Source organism: Streptomyces siamensis, assembly GCF_039543605.1.
GTDB lineage: Bacteria > Actinomycetota > Actinomycetes > Streptomycetales > Streptomycetaceae > Streptomyces > Streptomyces siamensis.
The window spans coordinates 1,365,063-1,379,977 of sequence record NZ_BAABKB010000002.1 but is presented as its reverse complement, the minus strand read 5'-3'; the positions used below and the strand labels follow the sequence as shown (position 1 = coordinate 1,379,977).

The following is a 14,915-nucleotide window of genomic DNA, read 5'->3' as shown; positions in this document are numbered from 1 at the left end:
CAGGGCTGATCGTGGTGGCCATGAGCGAGTTCACGGTGGGGGACACGGATTTCCTGCTGGACGGCCGCCCGGTGCGGCTGCTGTCCGGCGCACTGCACTACTTCCGGGTGCACGAGGAGCAGTGGGCGCACCGCCTGGGGATGCTGCGGGCGATGGGGCTGAACTGTGTGGAGACGTACGTGCCGTGGAATCTCCACGAGCCGCGCCCCGGCGGCTACCGGGACGTGGAGCAGCTGGGCCGTTTCCTGGACGCGGCCGCCGGGGCCGGGCTGTGGGCGATCGTGCGGCCCGGTCCGTACATCTGCGCGGAGTGGGACAACGGCGGGCTGCCGCACTGGCTGACGGGCAGGCTCCGTACCCGGGACGAGGAGTACCTGGGGCACGTGGAGCGCTGGTTCCGGCGGCTGCTGCCCCAGGTCGTGTCCCGGCAGATCGACCGCGGCGGCCCGGTGCTGATGGTGCAGGTCGAGAACGAGTACGGCAGCTACGGCTCCGACCAGGTGTATCTGCGCCGGCTCGCGGATCTGCTGCGCGCCACGGGCGTGAGCGTCCCGCTGTTCACCTCGGACGGCCCCGAGGACCACATGCTCACCGGCGGCTCGGTCCCGGGCGTCCTGGCCACCGCGAACTTCGGCTCGCACGCCCGGGAGGCCTTCGCGACGCTGCGCCGGCACCGGCCGACGGGTCCGCTGATGTGCATGGAGTTCTGGTGCGGCTGGTTCGACCACTGGGGCGCCGAGCACGTGGTGCGCGATCCCGGCGACGCGGCGGACGCCCTGCGGGAGATCCTGGAGTGCGGTGCCTCGGTCAACCTCTACATGGCGCACGGCGGCACCAGCTTCGCGGGCTGGGCGGGCGCCAACCGGGGCGGTGGCGCGCTGCACGACGGGCCGCTGGAGCCGGACGTCACCTCCTACGACTACGACGCCCCGGTCGACGAACTGGGGCGCCCCACGGAGAAGTTCTGGCGGTTCCGGGAGATCCTCGCCGACTACGCGGACGGGCCGCTGCCGGACGTGCCGCCGGCCCCCGGGCCGCTCGGTGCCGCCACACCGGTCGTCCTCGGGGAGTGGGCGTCCCGGGACACGCTGCTGGAGACGCTCGGCGGCGTGGGGGGCGAGTACGCGGTGCCGCCCACGTTCGAGGACCTGGACGTCGGTCAGGGGCTGGTCAAGTACGAGGTGAGCGTGCCCGGACCGCGGCAGCCGTACCCGCTGACCGTGCGCGGGCTGCGCGACCTGGCGGTGGCGTACGTCGACGGGGTGGCGGCCGGGGTGCTCGGCGAGGACTCCGCACAGCTGAAGGAGCCGGTCGCGGGGCCCGCCCGGGTGGAGCTGTGGGTGGAGTCCCTGGGGCGGGTCAACTACGGGCCGCGCACGGGGGAGTCGAAGGGCATCACCGGGGGCGTGCTGCACGAGCGGCAGTATCTGCACGGTGTGCGGGCGCGGGGTCTGCGGCTGGACGCGCTGGACGACGTGGAGGGGGTGCCGTTCGGTCCGCTTCCCCCGGGTGGCGCCCCCGGCCTGTACCGCGGCACCTTCGAGGTGCGCGGCGCCGGGGACGCCTTCCTCGAACTCCCGGGCTGGACCCGGGGGTTCGTGTGGGTCAACGGTTTCTGTCTGGGACGCTACTGGTCCGTCGGCCCGCAGCACGCGCTGTACGTGCCGGGTCCCGTGCTGCGGGAGGGGGTGAACGAGGTGCGGGTGCTGGAGCTGGAGGCGGCCGCTCAGCCGGCCTCGCTCACCTCGAACGAGTCGAGCACGAACTCGGCCGTGCCGTCGTCCCCGGTCTTGCGCAGCCCCACCCAGGCCTCGCCGTCGGCGGGCGCCGTGAACTCGTAGGAGTGCAGCCTCGGTTCGGTGGCGACGGGGAGGGCGGTCCGTTCGAGCTCGGTGGTCGTCGCTCCCCGGTCGACGGCGGTGATCCAGGCGTACTGGCCGGCCTTCTCGTTCTCGTGACGGAACGAGACCCGGTAGCGGCGCCCCGGCGTGAACCGGACGGTGTGCGGCACGGTCCGGTAGACCAGACCGTCGTTCTCGCCGCGTGACTTGAGCGACTCGGAGCCGTCGACGACGTCGTCGATCGCCTTGCCGTTCCAGCTCCGCTGGGTGAACGGCGCGTGCCGCTGGGCGATGTGGGTGCGCGGGTCGGTGGACCCGCCCGCGTCGCCCTTCACGAAGGGGCCCCAGCCCTGCGGGACGTTCTCGAAGTCCTCGAAGACCAGCGTCCCGCGCTTCGCCGGGCGCCGGGCGGGCACGACCCGGACGTTGTCGAACCGCACCCGTGCCTGCCCGGCGGCGGCGCACAGGGCGAGCTCGACGGGCCCGCCGCCCTCGGGCACGGTGAACCAGGTGAACATCCGCTGGAAGCGGGTCCCGTGCTTGCGGTCGGCGGCGACGAAGTTGCCCGCGGTCGAGGTGTCGGTCCAGTTGGCGGCGGTGACGCCGTCGGCGGTACGGACCCGGAGGGAGGCCCTGCGGGTGCCATCGGCGCTCTCGCCGACCTCGACCTGCACGGACGCGGCGTACTGGCCGGGCCTGAGGCGGGTGAGCCGCTGGGAGACCGTGGCGGCGCCGCCGGGGCCGATCACCAGCTCGTGGTCGCCGAGGTCGCTCCGCACGACGGAGGCCGGGCCGCTGACCGTCCAGCCCTTCAGGGAGCCCGAGTTGAAGCCGGGGTCGTACAGCGGGGTGCCCTGTCCCCAGCGGGGAGCGGGTGGCTGGGCCACGCGGGTGCGGTACACGACGTACGGCTGGGCGGGCTCGGCGTCGAGGGTGATCCGGCCGTCGCGCACGGGGACGTCGGCGACGAACACCCGGCCCTGGTCGGTGAGCCGGTACAGGGCGACCCGGGAGAGGCCTTCCCAGTCGCGCGGCAACCGCCACTCGCCGCTGCCGCCGGCCGGGTTGTAGTGGTAGAGCTTCGTGGGCTTCTTCGGGTCCCAGGGCAGCAGATAGGCGCCGCCGTCGTAGACGAGCCGGCCGTCGGTCGTGATGCGGCGTACGCCGTCCGTGTCGGAGACCGAGGTGCCGCCCGGCCCGGAGAAGGTGATCGTGTGCTCGCCCCATGTGCTGATCGGGTGGGCCTGGAGGTACTTGGCGGGCAGGGAGTGCGTCCAGATCAGCGCGTAGAAGGAGTTCCAGTCGGTCTTGCCGGTCCAGCCCTCGAAGTTGCCCATGCGGGCGATGCCCAGCAGGGTGGGCCACTTGTCGGCGAAGACGTCCTTCTGATGGTTGCGGACGAAGCGCACGAGCCGGGAGTTGATCCCGCGCGAGGTGTCCGGGCCGTAGTCCGTCTCGGTCGCCCAGTGCGACCACAGGCTGGAGCGTTCCAGGCCGTGACCCCACTCGGAGGTGACCTGCCAGCCCTGTTCGCGCAGGGCGCGCTGGAGGCGGTCGGAGGTCCAGCCGGACTCGCGGAAGACGTCGATGTACAGGGAGTTGAGGGCCGGGTGCGTCTCCGCGCGCAGGTCGGCGAAGCGCTTGACGATGTCGCCGGAGACGAGGTCGCGGCGCTGGTCGATCCGGTACGACTGGTCCAGCCAGTCCCACTGCTCATCGGTCTTGTCGACCAGGGTCTCGGAGAAGGCGTGGGCGACCGGGTAGGACTCGGTGGCGTTGACGTGGACCGCGAAGTCGCTGTTCCACTTCCTGCCCTCGGCGACCAGGGTGTTGAGATCGGCGAGGCCGCCGGCGCGCTTGTTGTGGTTGCCCGCGTAGTCGGGATGGGCGGAGTCGTGCCCCTCGGACTGGTAGCCCTTGAGGAGGGTGAACTGCCCGAGCCCGTCGGTCGCCAGGGAGATCCGCTTGACGTCGTCGAGCGTGGCGAGGAACGGATGGGTGGCCTGTGAGGCGAAGTTGAACGGGATGTGCGGCACGACGCGGCGGTACGTGCCGTCGGCACCGAGCGGGTCGACCATGATGTCCCGGAAGGCGATCGCGGCGTCCTGCCAGTCGATCACGCCGTCGCCGTTGCGGTCGCCGGTGACGATCACGGTGGCGTACGGGAGGGGCTCGGTGTCGGTCGCCGTCGCGGCCCGGTGGGTCCACTCGCCGGGGACCAGCTGGGCCTTGACGTAGCCGTCGGCTCCGTCCGCAGGTTCCTTGCGGACGGTCTGCCGCCACAGCCGGCCGTTCTCCCACGAACTGGTGCTGTCGGGCTTGTCGTAGACCGTGTTGGTCTCGACGGCGCCCGCGAGGCCCTGGTGCGCGACGACGGCGTACGCGCATCCGGTCGCCGCCTCCGCCGGGGTGTCGCGGGCCGGGGTGACGAGCGTGTCGCCGCTCTTGGACTTGTCCAACTGGATCCTGGCGGCGAGGAGTTGTGCGCCGGGCTGATCGCTGCGGACGGAGAGCAGGGCGAGGCCGGGGATGCGCAGGGTGCCGACGGGCAGCGCGGCGGTTTCGGTGATCTTCGTGATCCGCCAGGTCACCCGCCGGTCCGTGACGGCGATCTCGGCGTCGATCGTGGTGCCGCCGTCGAAGACGAGGCGGTACGCGACCGCGTCCCCGCCGGCCGTGGCGGTGACCGTCGGGATCCGCTCGGTGCCGTCGACGAGGACGGAGGTGACCTCGTCCTCCTGGGCGTGCAGGACGGCCCCGGTCGCGCGGTCGGTGTAGGAGACGATCCGCGGGAATCCGGCGGCGACCCGGACGTCGAGGGCGCGGGAGCGCAGGACGAGGTCCGCACCGGGGGCGGCGGCCTCGGCGGAGGCCGGTCCGGCCGCGCCGAGTGCGGCCCCGACTCCGGCGGCGGCGCCCGCCGCGACGACCGCGCGGCGCGTGGGGGCGAATGCGGGCGAGGGCATGGCTGAGGGCTGCAAGGCACTCCTCCTGGGGGCTGCGATCGGTGCCGTCAGCCTGCGCCGGGTGAGGTGAACGTGCCCATGGACAAAGGAGGGAGAGGAGTTGGACTAACCGATCGGCGCCTTCAGCACCTTGTGGAAGTGCACGTCCTGATGGCCTCCCGGGATGCCTTCCGTGCGGCCCGTCTCGCGGTAGCCGTGCCCGCGGTAGAAGTCGGGGGCCTGGAAGGTGAAGGAGGAGACGATCACTTCGGTGCAGCCGCGTCGCGCGCTCTCCTCCTCGGCGGCCCTCAGCAGCTCGCTGCCCCAGCCGGCGTGCCGCTGGTCCTCGCGCACCCAGAGCATGTCGACGGCGCAGCAGCTTCCCCAGACCCAGGCGGTCAGTCCGCCGGCCAGGTCCCCCGCCTCGTCGGTGACGCGGACCGAGAGCGGCTGGGGTGTGCCGGCTCCGGTCGCCTCCGCGTTGAACGCGGTGAGTTCGTCGTCGAGCCGCTGTTCCAGGGCCGCGTCCTTGGCTCCCACCTCCAATGACGCGGCGGCGGTGGCGGTGGGCTGCTGGGCGGGGCCGGTGGGCTGCTGGGCGGTCATGACCGGGAGTATCGCAGCGCGAGGGGGCGGCGGCCGAACGCTTTTCGCTCCCGGACGGGCGCCCGCGACCTGGTCACGGGCGCCCGCACCGCACGAGGTGCGACGACGGTTACAGCCCGGATGCCGCGCGGGCTATGTCGGCCGCGAACGTGGAGACCTCGCTGTAGACGCCGGGGTAGCCCGGCTCCGCGCAGCCCTGGCCCCAGCTGACGATCCCGACCTGGATGTACGCGCCCGTGTCGTCCTTGCGGAACATGGGCCCGCCGGAGTCGCCCTGGCAGGTGTCGACCCCGCCCTGCTGGACGAACCCGGCACAGATCTCGTCACCGGGGACGAGATCGCTGCCGTACGCCCGCTGACAGGTGGCGTCGTCGACGAAGGGGACGGTGGCCTTGCGCAGGTAGCGCTGCTGGGCGCCGCCCTCGCGGGTGGCGCCCCAGCCCGCGACGGTGAAGTTCCCGTTGTTGTACGCCGTGGTGGTGGCGATCTTCAGGGTGGGCTGCTCGATCGGCCTGGCGAGCTTGATGAGGGCCCAGTCCTTGCCCTTGCCGTTGTAGCCGGGTGCCTGGAGCACCTTCGTCGACTTGACCTTGATCGCGCTGCTGCTCTGCAGGTCGACGACCCCGGCGGTGGCGGTGATGGAGGTGTTGTTGCCCGAGCCGTCCACGCAGTGCGCGGCGGTCAGGACGATGCTCTTGGTGTACAGGGCGCCGCCGCAGCCCATGGACAGGCGGACCATGAACGGGAACTCGCCCTGGGCGGCGCGGGTCCCGCCGACCACGGGCGCGGGGGCGGCCTGGGCGGACAGCGGCTGGAGGGACGCGGCGGCGAGCGCCACCGCGGCGACGGCGAGCAGTCTTCTGATGACGCCGTGCTTCTTGAGAGACTTCAACGCGCTTCCTTTCGTGGGGGGTTGAACGCCGGGCGGAAGGCACGCCGAAATGTCCTGGCATGCTCCTGCCAAGCTGTGCGGATTATGAGGACCCGGGCACGGCGGGGGCAAGGGCCGGATTCCGGCCAGACACGGCGCCGGGCGCCCGCGCACCCCACGTCACCGGGAGGAGACCCCGCTTAGAGTGGAAGTCGGTTCCGGCGTCTTCAGGGGGTGCGGACGTGGCGAACGGCGGTCCCGTCGAGCACGGATACCCGCATCTGGACACGGTGCGGGCGTCGATCACCGCGCTCTACAGACGGCTCTCGTACGACACGATCCACACGTTCGCGGCCAGCGTCGCCCCCGCGGACGTCGCCTTCGCCGACACCGACGACCTGCACCTCGGCGCGCAGCGCGTGGCCCGCGAGATGGTCCGGCACTACCGGCTGCCCGACGCCCGGATGATCATCGGCTTCCGCGAGATGACCCACGCGGCGAACGTCGAGCTCGCCGCGGGACCCGAGTACTTCGTCGACCTCAACGACCGCTTCCGCACCCACCGCAGGGACATCGGGGCCGCGCTCGCCCACGAGGTGATGCACGTCTATCTGCACCGTCTCGACCTCTCCTTCCCCGGCACCCGCGACAACGAGATCCTCACCGACACGGCCGCGGCCTACCTGGGCGCGGGCTGGCTCCTCCTCGACGCCTACCGCGAGGACGCGGCGTCCTCGCAGAAGCTCGGCTACCTCACCCCGGAGGAGTTCGGGTACGTCCTCGCCAAACGCGCCCTCCTCTTCGGCGAGGACCCCTCCGTCTGGTTCACCAGCCCGCAGGCCTACACGGCGTACACCAAGGGCATGGCGCAGGCCCGCCGCGACGAGCAGCAGCCGCCGCTGACCGCGGCCGGCTGGGCGGGCCGCCACCGCTACGCGAAGGACCGCCGCTACGCCCAGGACCACCACTCCTCGGCCCACCGGCCCGGCGCCCCCTACTCCTTCACGCCCGACAGCCGGGGTCCCCTGCGCGTCTCCTTCCCCTGCCCGACCTGCCACCAGCGGATCAGGGTCCCGGTACGCGGCCGGGTACGGGCCCGCTGCACGCTGTGCAGGACGGTGCTGGAGTGCGACACGTGACGGGTGAGTCGCATGCGAGGAAGAGCGAGAGGTGAGACAGAACACCTCAAAAGCCTTTGCCTCGCGCCTCCTTCGCGCGCGAGGGTCGAAGGATGAGCACGAACGACCCCGCGGCGCGTCTCTTCACCGCTGTGTACGAGGGTGACGAGGACGCGGTCGTACGGTCGCTGCGCTCCGGAGCGAGCCCCGAGTCTGTGGACGAGGACGGTCAGACGGCCCTGTACCTGGCGGCGGTGAGCGACCAGCCCGGCATCGTACGGCTGCTGCTCGTGGCCGGGGCCGACCCCGACCGGCTGAGCCAGGGCACCGACGCCCCGCTGTGCGGCGCGGCCTGCGGCGGGCACACCGAGGTGGCGCGCGCCCTGCTCGCGGCCGGGGCCGGGCCCGACACGGTGGAGGCCTTCGGATTCACCGCCCTCACCTGGGCGCTCAGGCGCGGCCACACCGCGGTGGCCGAGGCCCTCCTCGCCGCGGGCTCCGACCCGGACCGGCCCGGCCCCCAGGGCGAGGCGCCGCTGGTGGCCGCCGCCCACCGGGGCTCTCCCGGCTGCGTCCGCGCCCTTCTCGCGCGAGGCGCGGGGGCCAGGCGCGAGGCGCTGGCGGAGGCCCGCCGACAGCTCACCCTGGACGTGGCGGCCGAGCTCCTCGCGGGGCTGACCCTGACCCACGGCGCGGGACACCCGTCCACCACCCACCTCTCACGGCAGGACGGCCGGACGGTCGTCGAGGTCCAGCTCCTCGACGCGCAGGGCCACCCCTTCGCCGGCGACGACCGCGAGACGGGCCACGCGGAGATCGCCGCCCTCCTGGAAGGGCCGTAGCGGGCGACAGCGAGGATCCGCGCCGCGGGAACCGGGCCGCGGCGCGCCCAGGCGGCGGTGCGTTCGCGGGGCGGCTAGGACGCTCCGTACACCGCGCCGGGCGTCTCCGCCGCCGCCAGCAGTTTCAGCGCCGTCTCGCCCGCCTCCGACGGGGTGCGGCGCGCGCCCTTGTCCGCGCTCGGGCCCGGCCGCCAGCCCTCCATCACGGTGATCCGTCCGCCTTCGGTCTCGAAGACCCGGCCGGTGACCCCGGCGCCGGCGGCCGAGCCCAGCCAGACGACGAGCGGCGAGACGTTCTCGGGGGCCATGGCGTCGAACCCGGTCCCGGGCGCGGCCATGGTCTCGGCGAACGTCCGCTCGGTCATCCGCGTACGGGCCGCCGGGGCGATCGCGTTGACCTGGACGCCGTAGCGCCCCAGCTCCGCGGCGGCGACCAGGGTCAGCCCGACGATCCCCGCCTTGGCCGCGCTGTAGTTGCCCTGCCCGACCGAGCCCAGCAGCCCGGCTCCGCTGCTGGTGTTGACGACGCGGGCCGACGGGGTCCGTCCCGCCTTGGCCTCGGTGCGCCAGTACGCCGCCGCGTGCTTCAACGGCAGGAAGTGCCCCTTCAGGTGGACGCGCATCACGGCGTCCCAGTCGTCCTCTTCGAGGTTGACGAGCATCCGGTCGCGCAGGAACCCGGCGTTGTTGACGAGGGTGTCGAGGCGGCCGTACGCCTCCAGGGCGGTGCGGACCAGCGACGCGGCGCCCTCTGCGGTCGCGATGTCGCCGCCGTGCGCCACCGCTTCGCCGCCCGCCGCACGGATCTCCTCGGCCACCCGCGCGGCCGGGCCCCCCTCCCCCGGTGTGCCGTCGAGGCCGACTCCGAGGTCGTTCACCACGATCCGGGCACCCTCGGCGGCGAACGCGAGGGCGTGCGCCCTCCCGAGCCCGCGGCCCGCTCCCGTGACGACGACGACCCGCCCTTCGCACAGCGGCCGTTCGCTCATCGCGCGTCTCCCTTCTCCTTGTTGACCGTCGCGGCGTCCAGGAACGCCGGCCGCTCCCCGCCCCCGTGGACGAGGAGCGAGGCCCCGCTGATGTACGAGGCGGCGTCCGACGCGAGGAAGACGGCGGCCTCCCCGACGTCCGACGGCCGGGCGAGGCGGCCCAGCGGGACGGTGCCGGCGACGGCAGCGACCCCGTCCTCACCGCCGTAGTGCAGATGGGCCAGCTCGGTGCGGACCATGCCGACGACCAGTGTGTTGACCCGGACGTCGGGGGCCCATTCGACGGCCATCGAGCGGGCGAGGTTCTCCAGACCCGCCTTGGCCGCGCCGTACGCCGCCGAGCCGGGTGACGGCCGTGTCCCGCTCACGCTGCCGATCATCACGATGGAGCCCCCGGACCGCCTGAGGTGCTCGTACGCGGCGAGCGAGGCGGTGAGCGGCACGGTGAGGTTGAGCTCGATCACCCGGGCGTGCCGTGCCGCGTCCGCTCGTGCCAGCGGCCGATAGGGGGCGCCGCCCGCGTTGTTGACCAGCACGTCGAGCCGCGGCAGGGCGTCGAAGAAGGCGTGGACGGCGGCCGTGTCGCGCAGGTCGACGGGGACGAAGTCGGCGCCCTCCAGCGGGACCTCGGGCGGTCTGCGGGCGCAGACCACGACCCGCGCGCCGGTCCGTGCGAAGGCCCGCGCGATCCCGGCCCCGACACCACGGGTGCCGCCGGTGACGACGACCGTCCTGCCGTCGCGATCCAGGTTGTCCACAGGGCCTCCCGCGCGGATGCATTCGCTGCTAGCTTCGAGATTGCACCTAACAAACGTTTGGTGGAAAGGTAGCTGATGCGCCCATGGGTGTCTCCACCTCGTCCCCGGAAAAGGGGATTTCCGTCGTCACGGTCGACTTCCCGCCGGTGAACGCGCTGCCGGTCAGCGGCTGGTTCGCCCTGGCCGACGCGATCCGCGCGGCGGGCCGCGACCCCGGCCATCGCTGTGTGGTGCTGGCGGCCGAGGGACGCGGGTTCAACGCGGGAGTCGACATCAAGGAGATGCAGCGCGACCAGGACGGCCACAGCGCACTCCTCGGCGCCAACAGCGGCTGCGCGGAGGCCTTCGCCGCGGTGTACGAGTGCGAGGTCCCGGTCGTGGCGGCGGTGCACGGCTTCTGCCTGGGCGGCGGCATAGGCCTCGTGGGGAATGCGGACGCGATCGTGGCCAGCGAGGACGCCACCTTCGGTCTCCCCGAGCTGGACCGGGGCGCGCTCGGCGCGGCCACGCATCTGGCCCGGCTGGTCCCGCAGCACCTCATGCGCGCGCTGTACTACACCTCGCGCACGGCGAGCGCAGCCGAACTGCACGCGCACGGCTCCGTGTGGCGGGTCGTCGGGCGGGAGCGGCTGCGTGCCGCCGCGCTGGAGCTGGCCCGCGAGATAGCCGCCAAGGACGGCCGGCTCATCCGCCTCGCCAAGGCCGCGATCAACGGCATCGACCCCGTCGACGTGCGCCGCAGCTACCGCTTCGAGCAGGGCTTCACCTTCGAGGCCAATCTGAGCGGGGTGGCCGACCGCGTCCGCGGCACCTTCGGCAAGGAGGCCGTCCAGTGACCGACAAGACCATGTCCGCGGATCAGGCCGTCGCCCGTCTGGAGAGCGGGATGACCCTGGGCATCGGCGGCTGGGGCGCACGCCGCAAGCCGATGGCTCTGGTCAGAGCCCTGCTCCGTACCGAGGTCACGGACCTCACCGTCGTGTCGTACGGCGGCCCGGACGTGGGCCTGCTGGCCGCCGCCGGACGCATCCGCAAGCTCGTCACCGCCTTCGTCACCCTCGACTCGATCCCCCTCGAACCGCACTACCGCGCGGTGCGGGAGAGCGGCGCCGTCGAGCTGACGGAGGTCGACGAGGCGATGTTCATGTGGGGGCTGCACGCCGCCGCGAACCGGCTGCCGTTCCTGCCGGTGCGGGCGGGCCTCGGCTCGGACGTCCTGCGCGTCGACGGGGACCTGCGGACGGTCACCTCGCCGTACGCCGACCCGTCCACGGGAGTGCGCGAGGAGTTCGTCGCCATGCCCGCGCTGCGCCTCGACGCGGCCCTGGTCCACATGAATCGCGCGGACCGCCTGGGCAACGGCCAGTATCTGGGCCCCGACCCGTACTTCGACGACCTGTTCTGCGAGGCGGCGGACGCGGCGTACGTCTCCTGCGAGCGGATCGTCGACACGGCGGACCTCGTCAAGGAGGCCGCCCCGCAGACGCTGCTGCTCCGGCGGTCGAGCGTGACGGGCGTCGTGGAGACGCCGAACGGCGCGCACTTCACCTCCTGCGCCCCCGACTACGGACGCGACGAGGCCTTCCAGAAGCTGTACGCGACCACCGGGCACGCCGAGTTCGCCGAGCGCTTCCTGAGCGGCGACGAACACGCCTATCAACGCGCCGTCCAGGCCTGGCAGAAGGAAGGGACCCCGTGAGGACGACCCGCGCCGAGTACTGCGTGATCGCCTGCGCCGAGGCCTGGCGGGGCGACGGCGAGGTGCTCGCCAGCCCCATGGGCCTGATCCCCTCCATCGCCGCCCGCCTCGCCCGGCGCACCTTCTCGCCCGACCTGCTGCTCACCGACGGCGAGGCCATGCTCGTCGGCCCCGACGGCACGCCCGAGGGCTGGCTGCCCTATCGCCGGCATCTGACGGCGGTCACCGGCGGGCGCCGTCACGTGATGATGGGCGCGAGCCAGATCGACCGCTTCGGCAACCAGAACATCTCTTGCATCGGCGCCCCGGGGCGCCCCGCACGCCAGCTGCTGGGCGTGCGCGGCGCCCCCGTCAACACCCTGAACAACCCGACGAGTTACTGGATCCCGAAGCACTCCCCGCGCGTCTTCGTGGAGCGGGTCGACATGGTGTGCGGCGTGGGGTACGACCGCGCCGCCGCCGCGGGTCCGAGCGCCACCCGCTTCCACCATCTGCCACGCGTGGTGACCGATCTCGCCGTCCTCGACTTCGCGACACCCGACCGCTCGATGCGGCTGGCCTCGGTGCACCCGGGTGTCACGGTCGACGAGGTGCGGGCGGCCACGGGCTTCTCGCTGACCGTCCCCGACGAGGTGCCGGCCACCCGCGAACCGACCGATCGGGAGTTGGAGTTGATCCGTGAGGTCATCGATCCGACCGGGACGCGGGACCGCGAGGTCCCCCCGGCGGGGCGGGGCGGGCGCTGATGGAGACCGCGCTGACCCGGCTCGTCGGGGTCCGCCACCCCCTCGTGCAGACCGGGATGGGCTGGGTGGCGGGCCCCCGTCTGGTCTCGGCGACGGCGAACGCCGGTGCGCTGGGCGTCCTGGCCTCCGCGACCATGACGCCCGACCGGCTGCGGGAGGCGGTGCGGGAGGTCAAGTCCCGTACGGACCAGCCGTTCGGGGTGAATCTGCGTGCCGACGCCGGGGACGCGGGCGACCGGGTGCGGATCATCATCGACGAGGGCGTCCGCGTCGCGTCCTTCGCGCTCGCCCCCTCACGCGAACTGATCGCCGAGCTGAAGGAGGCCGGCGTGGTCGTCGTCCCGTCCGTCGGCGCCCGGCGGCACGCGGAGAAGGTGGCCGCGTGGGGCGCGGACGCCGTGATCGTGCAGGGCGGCGAGGGCGGCGGCCACACCGGGGAGGTGGCGACGACGGTGCTGCTGCCCCAGGTGGTGGACGCGGTCCGCATACCGGTCGTCGCCGCGGGCGGGTTCCACGACGGGCGTGGCCTGGTGGCCGCGCTGGCGTACGGCGCGGCGGGCATCGCCATGGGCACCCGTTTCCTGCTCACCTCGGACTCCACCGTCCCCGACGCGGTGAAGGCGAGGTATCTGGCGGCGACGGTCAAGGACGTCACGGTGACCAGGGCGGTCGACGGGCTGCCGCACCGCATGCTGCGCAGCGAGCTCGTCGACTCGCTGGAGCGGTCCGGCCGTGCGCGGACGCTGGTCCGGGCCGTGCGCCGGGCGGCCGGCTTCCGGCGGCTGTCCGGGCTGTCCTGGTCGCGGATGATCCGCGACGGCCTGGCCATGAAGCACGGCCGGGACCTGACGTGGAGCCAGGTCCTGCTCGCCGCCAACACCCCCATGCTGCTGCGGGCGTCGATGGTGGAGGGGCGCACGGATCTGGGGGTGATGGCGTCGGGGCAGGTCGCGGGAGTCATCGAGGACCTGCCGTCGTGCGCCGAGCTGGTCACCCGCGTGATGGCCCAGGCGCACGAAACCCTCGGCGCCCTGCCGGACCCCGGCGCTTCCATGCCCGCATGAATCAGTCGATCGCGCAGTCCCGGGAGCTGCGCGGCAACGGGCGCGGCAGCGGCGGCGGGACCTCCGACGGCGACCCGGCACCCGGCACCCGGCACCCGGCACCCGGCACCCGGCACCCGGCACCCGGCACCCGGCATGGTGGAGGTGCACGGAGCGGTGCTGCTGGGCTTCTCCCTCGTCCGCTGAGGCCGCTCCGGCGCCACCCGGCCCGCCCGGGGCCCGGGTGACGCTCCTGCGCCGGCCGGCCGGGCAGGTCAGAGCCGTTCGACGATGGTGACGTTGGCCTGCCCTCCGCCCTCGCACATGGTCTGGAGGCCGAACCTGCCGCCGGTGCGCTCCAGTTCGTGCAGGAGCGTCGTCATCAGTTTCGCTCCGGTGGCGCCGAGCGGGTGGCCCAGTGCGATCGCGCCGCCGTTGACGTTGACCTTGTCCGGGTCGGCTCCGGTCTCCTTGAGCCAGGCGAGGACGACCGGGGCGAAGGCTTCGTTGATCTCGACGAGGTCGATCTCGTCGAGCGACATGCCGGTCTTCTTCAGGGCGTACGCCGTCGCGGGGATCGGGGCCGACAGCATCCGGATGGGGTCCTCGCCCCGGACGGAGAGGTGGTGCACGCGGGCACGCGGCGTCAGCCCGTGTTCGCGCACCGCGCGCTCCGAGGCGAGCAGGATCGCGGCGGCGCCGTCGGAGACCTGCGAGGAGCAGGCAGCGGTGATGGTGCCGCCCTCGACGACGGGTTTCAGTCCCGCCATCTTCTCCAGCGAGGTGTCACGACGCGGGCCCTCGTCGGCCGTCACCTCTCCGTAGGGCACCGTCTCGCGTGCGAAGCGGCCCTCGTCGAGCGCGCGGACCGCCCGCCGGTGCGAGCGCAGGGCGAACTCCTCCTGGGCGCGCCGGTCGATGCCCCACTTCCGGGCGATCGACTCGGCGCCGTGGAACTGGTTGACGGGAAGGCTGCCGTAGCGCGCCCGCCAGCCCTCGCTGCCGGCGAAGGGTCCCTCGGTCAGGCCGAGCGGTTCGGCGGCCTGCCGGGAGGCGAAGGCGATGGGTATGAGCGTCATGTTCTGCACTCCGCCCGCGACCACCAGGTCCTGGGTTCCGGAGAGCACCGCCTGGGCGGCGAAGTGCACGGCCTGCTGGGAGGACCCGCACTGCCGGTCGACGGTGACCCCCGGCACCTCCTCGGGGAGTCCGGCGGCGAGCCAGCAGGTGCGGGCGATGTCCCCCGCCTGCGGTCCCACCGCGTCCAGACAGCCGAAGACGACGTCCTCGACGGCGGCCGGGTCGATGCCGGACCGCTCGATCAGGGCCTTCAGGACGTGCGCGCCGAGGTCGGCCGGGTGGACACCGCCCAGGCCTCCCCCGCGGCGCCCGACGGGCGTGCGGACCGCTTCGACGATGTAGGCCTCGGCCATGGCGACTCCTTGGCAGACATGGGG

Annotated in this window: 13 protein-coding genes; 7 read left to right on the top strand and 6 right to left on the bottom strand. The window is 73.1% G+C overall.

From position 1 onward, the window contains the following. Positions 1-20: 20 nt before the first annotated feature. On the top strand, positions 21-1,841 hold the full coding sequence (locus ABEB03_RS08825; protein WP_345643916.1) for a glycoside hydrolase family 35 protein: 1,821 nt from the start codon (positions 21-23) through the stop codon (positions 1,839-1,841). Here the strand turns inward: ABEB03_RS08825 and ABEB03_RS08820 are convergent. The 3 genes from ABEB03_RS08820 to ABEB03_RS08810 all read right to left on the bottom strand — a co-directional run bounded on the left by ABEB03_RS08820 (position 1,727) and on the right by ABEB03_RS08810 (position 6,284). Then, complete coding sequence (locus ABEB03_RS08820) at positions 1,727-4,807, bottom strand: endo-alpha-N-acetylgalactosaminidase family protein (protein ID WP_345643913.1); 3,081 nt, start codon at positions 4,805-4,807, stop codon at positions 1,727-1,729. The two genes, ABEB03_RS08825 and ABEB03_RS08820, sit on opposite strands and share 115 nt — an antisense overlap. 105 nt (positions 4,808-4,912) lie before the next feature. Then, a complete protein-coding gene (locus ABEB03_RS08815) occupies positions 4,913-5,392 on the bottom strand; it encodes a GNAT family N-acetyltransferase (protein WP_345643910.1) in 480 nt (159 codons plus the stop codon). A 109-nt stretch (positions 5,393-5,501) separates the two neighbouring features. Continuing rightward, positions 5,502-6,284: a S1 family peptidase gene (locus ABEB03_RS08810; protein WP_345643907.1), complete on the bottom strand. Its 783-nt coding sequence runs from the start codon at positions 6,282-6,284 to the stop codon at positions 5,502-5,504. A gap of 221 nt (positions 6,285-6,505) precedes the next feature. Here ABEB03_RS08810 and ABEB03_RS08805 point away from each other — a divergent pair, with 221 nt between their 5' ends. Continuing rightward, on the top strand, positions 6,506-7,402 hold the full coding sequence (locus tag ABEB03_RS08805; protein WP_345643904.1) for a hypothetical protein: 897 nt from the start codon (positions 6,506-6,508) through the stop codon (positions 7,400-7,402). A gap of 92 nt (positions 7,403-7,494) precedes the next feature. Then, entirely contained in the window at positions 7,495-8,223 is a 729-nt protein-coding gene (locus ABEB03_RS08800) for an ankyrin repeat domain-containing protein (protein WP_345643901.1), read from the top strand. Positions 8,224-8,297: 74 nt separating this feature from the next. Here ABEB03_RS08800 and ABEB03_RS08795 read toward each other — a convergent pair whose 3' ends face one another. Both ABEB03_RS08795 and ABEB03_RS08790 read right to left on the bottom strand, forming a co-directional pair. Then, complete coding sequence (locus tag ABEB03_RS08795) at positions 8,298-9,212, bottom strand: SDR family oxidoreductase (protein WP_345643898.1); 915 nt, start codon at positions 9,210-9,212, stop codon at positions 8,298-8,300. Continuing rightward, positions 9,209-9,961: an SDR family oxidoreductase gene (locus tag ABEB03_RS08790; RefSeq protein ID WP_345644191.1), complete on the bottom strand. Its 753-nt coding sequence runs from the start codon at positions 9,959-9,961 to the stop codon at positions 9,209-9,211. The genes ABEB03_RS08795 and ABEB03_RS08790 overlap by 4 nt, the downstream gene beginning before the upstream one ends. A 92-nt stretch (positions 9,962-10,053) precedes the next feature. Here ABEB03_RS08790 and ABEB03_RS08785 point away from each other — a divergent pair, with 92 nt between their 5' ends. The 4 genes from ABEB03_RS08785 to ABEB03_RS08770 are packed head-to-tail and all read left to right on the top strand — an operon-like array spanning position 10,054 to position 13,479. Beyond that, a complete protein-coding gene (locus tag ABEB03_RS08785; protein WP_345643894.1) occupies positions 10,054-10,806 on the top strand; it encodes an enoyl-CoA hydratase family protein in 753 nt (250 codons plus the stop codon). Beyond that, positions 10,803-11,669 (top strand): CoA transferase subunit A, encoded by an 867-nt coding sequence (locus tag ABEB03_RS08780; protein WP_345643892.1) that lies wholly within the window; start codon positions 10,803-10,805, stop codon positions 11,667-11,669. Before ABEB03_RS08785 ends, ABEB03_RS08780 begins: the two co-directional genes overlap by 4 nt. After that, complete coding sequence (locus ABEB03_RS08775) at positions 11,666-12,415, top strand: CoA-transferase subunit beta (protein WP_345643889.1); 750 nt, start codon at positions 11,666-11,668, stop codon at positions 12,413-12,415. The genes ABEB03_RS08780 and ABEB03_RS08775 overlap by 4 nt, the downstream gene beginning before the upstream one ends. Next, positions 12,415-13,479 carry an NAD(P)H-dependent flavin oxidoreductase gene (locus tag ABEB03_RS08770; protein ID WP_345643887.1) on the top strand — a complete coding sequence of 355 codons (1,065 nt, stop codon included), beginning with the start codon at positions 12,415-12,417 and terminating at the stop codon, positions 13,477-13,479. The genes ABEB03_RS08775 and ABEB03_RS08770 overlap by 1 nt, the downstream gene beginning before the upstream one ends. Before the next feature lie 254 nt (positions 13,480-13,733). Here ABEB03_RS08770 and ABEB03_RS08765 read toward each other — a convergent pair whose 3' ends face one another. After that, the gene (locus tag ABEB03_RS08765) at positions 13,734-14,891 is read right to left on the bottom strand and encodes an acetyl-CoA C-acetyltransferase (protein WP_345643885.1); all 1,158 of its coding nucleotides are present in this window, start codon (positions 14,889-14,891) and stop codon (positions 13,734-13,736) included. Between the last annotated feature and the right edge of the window lie 24 nt (positions 14,892-14,915).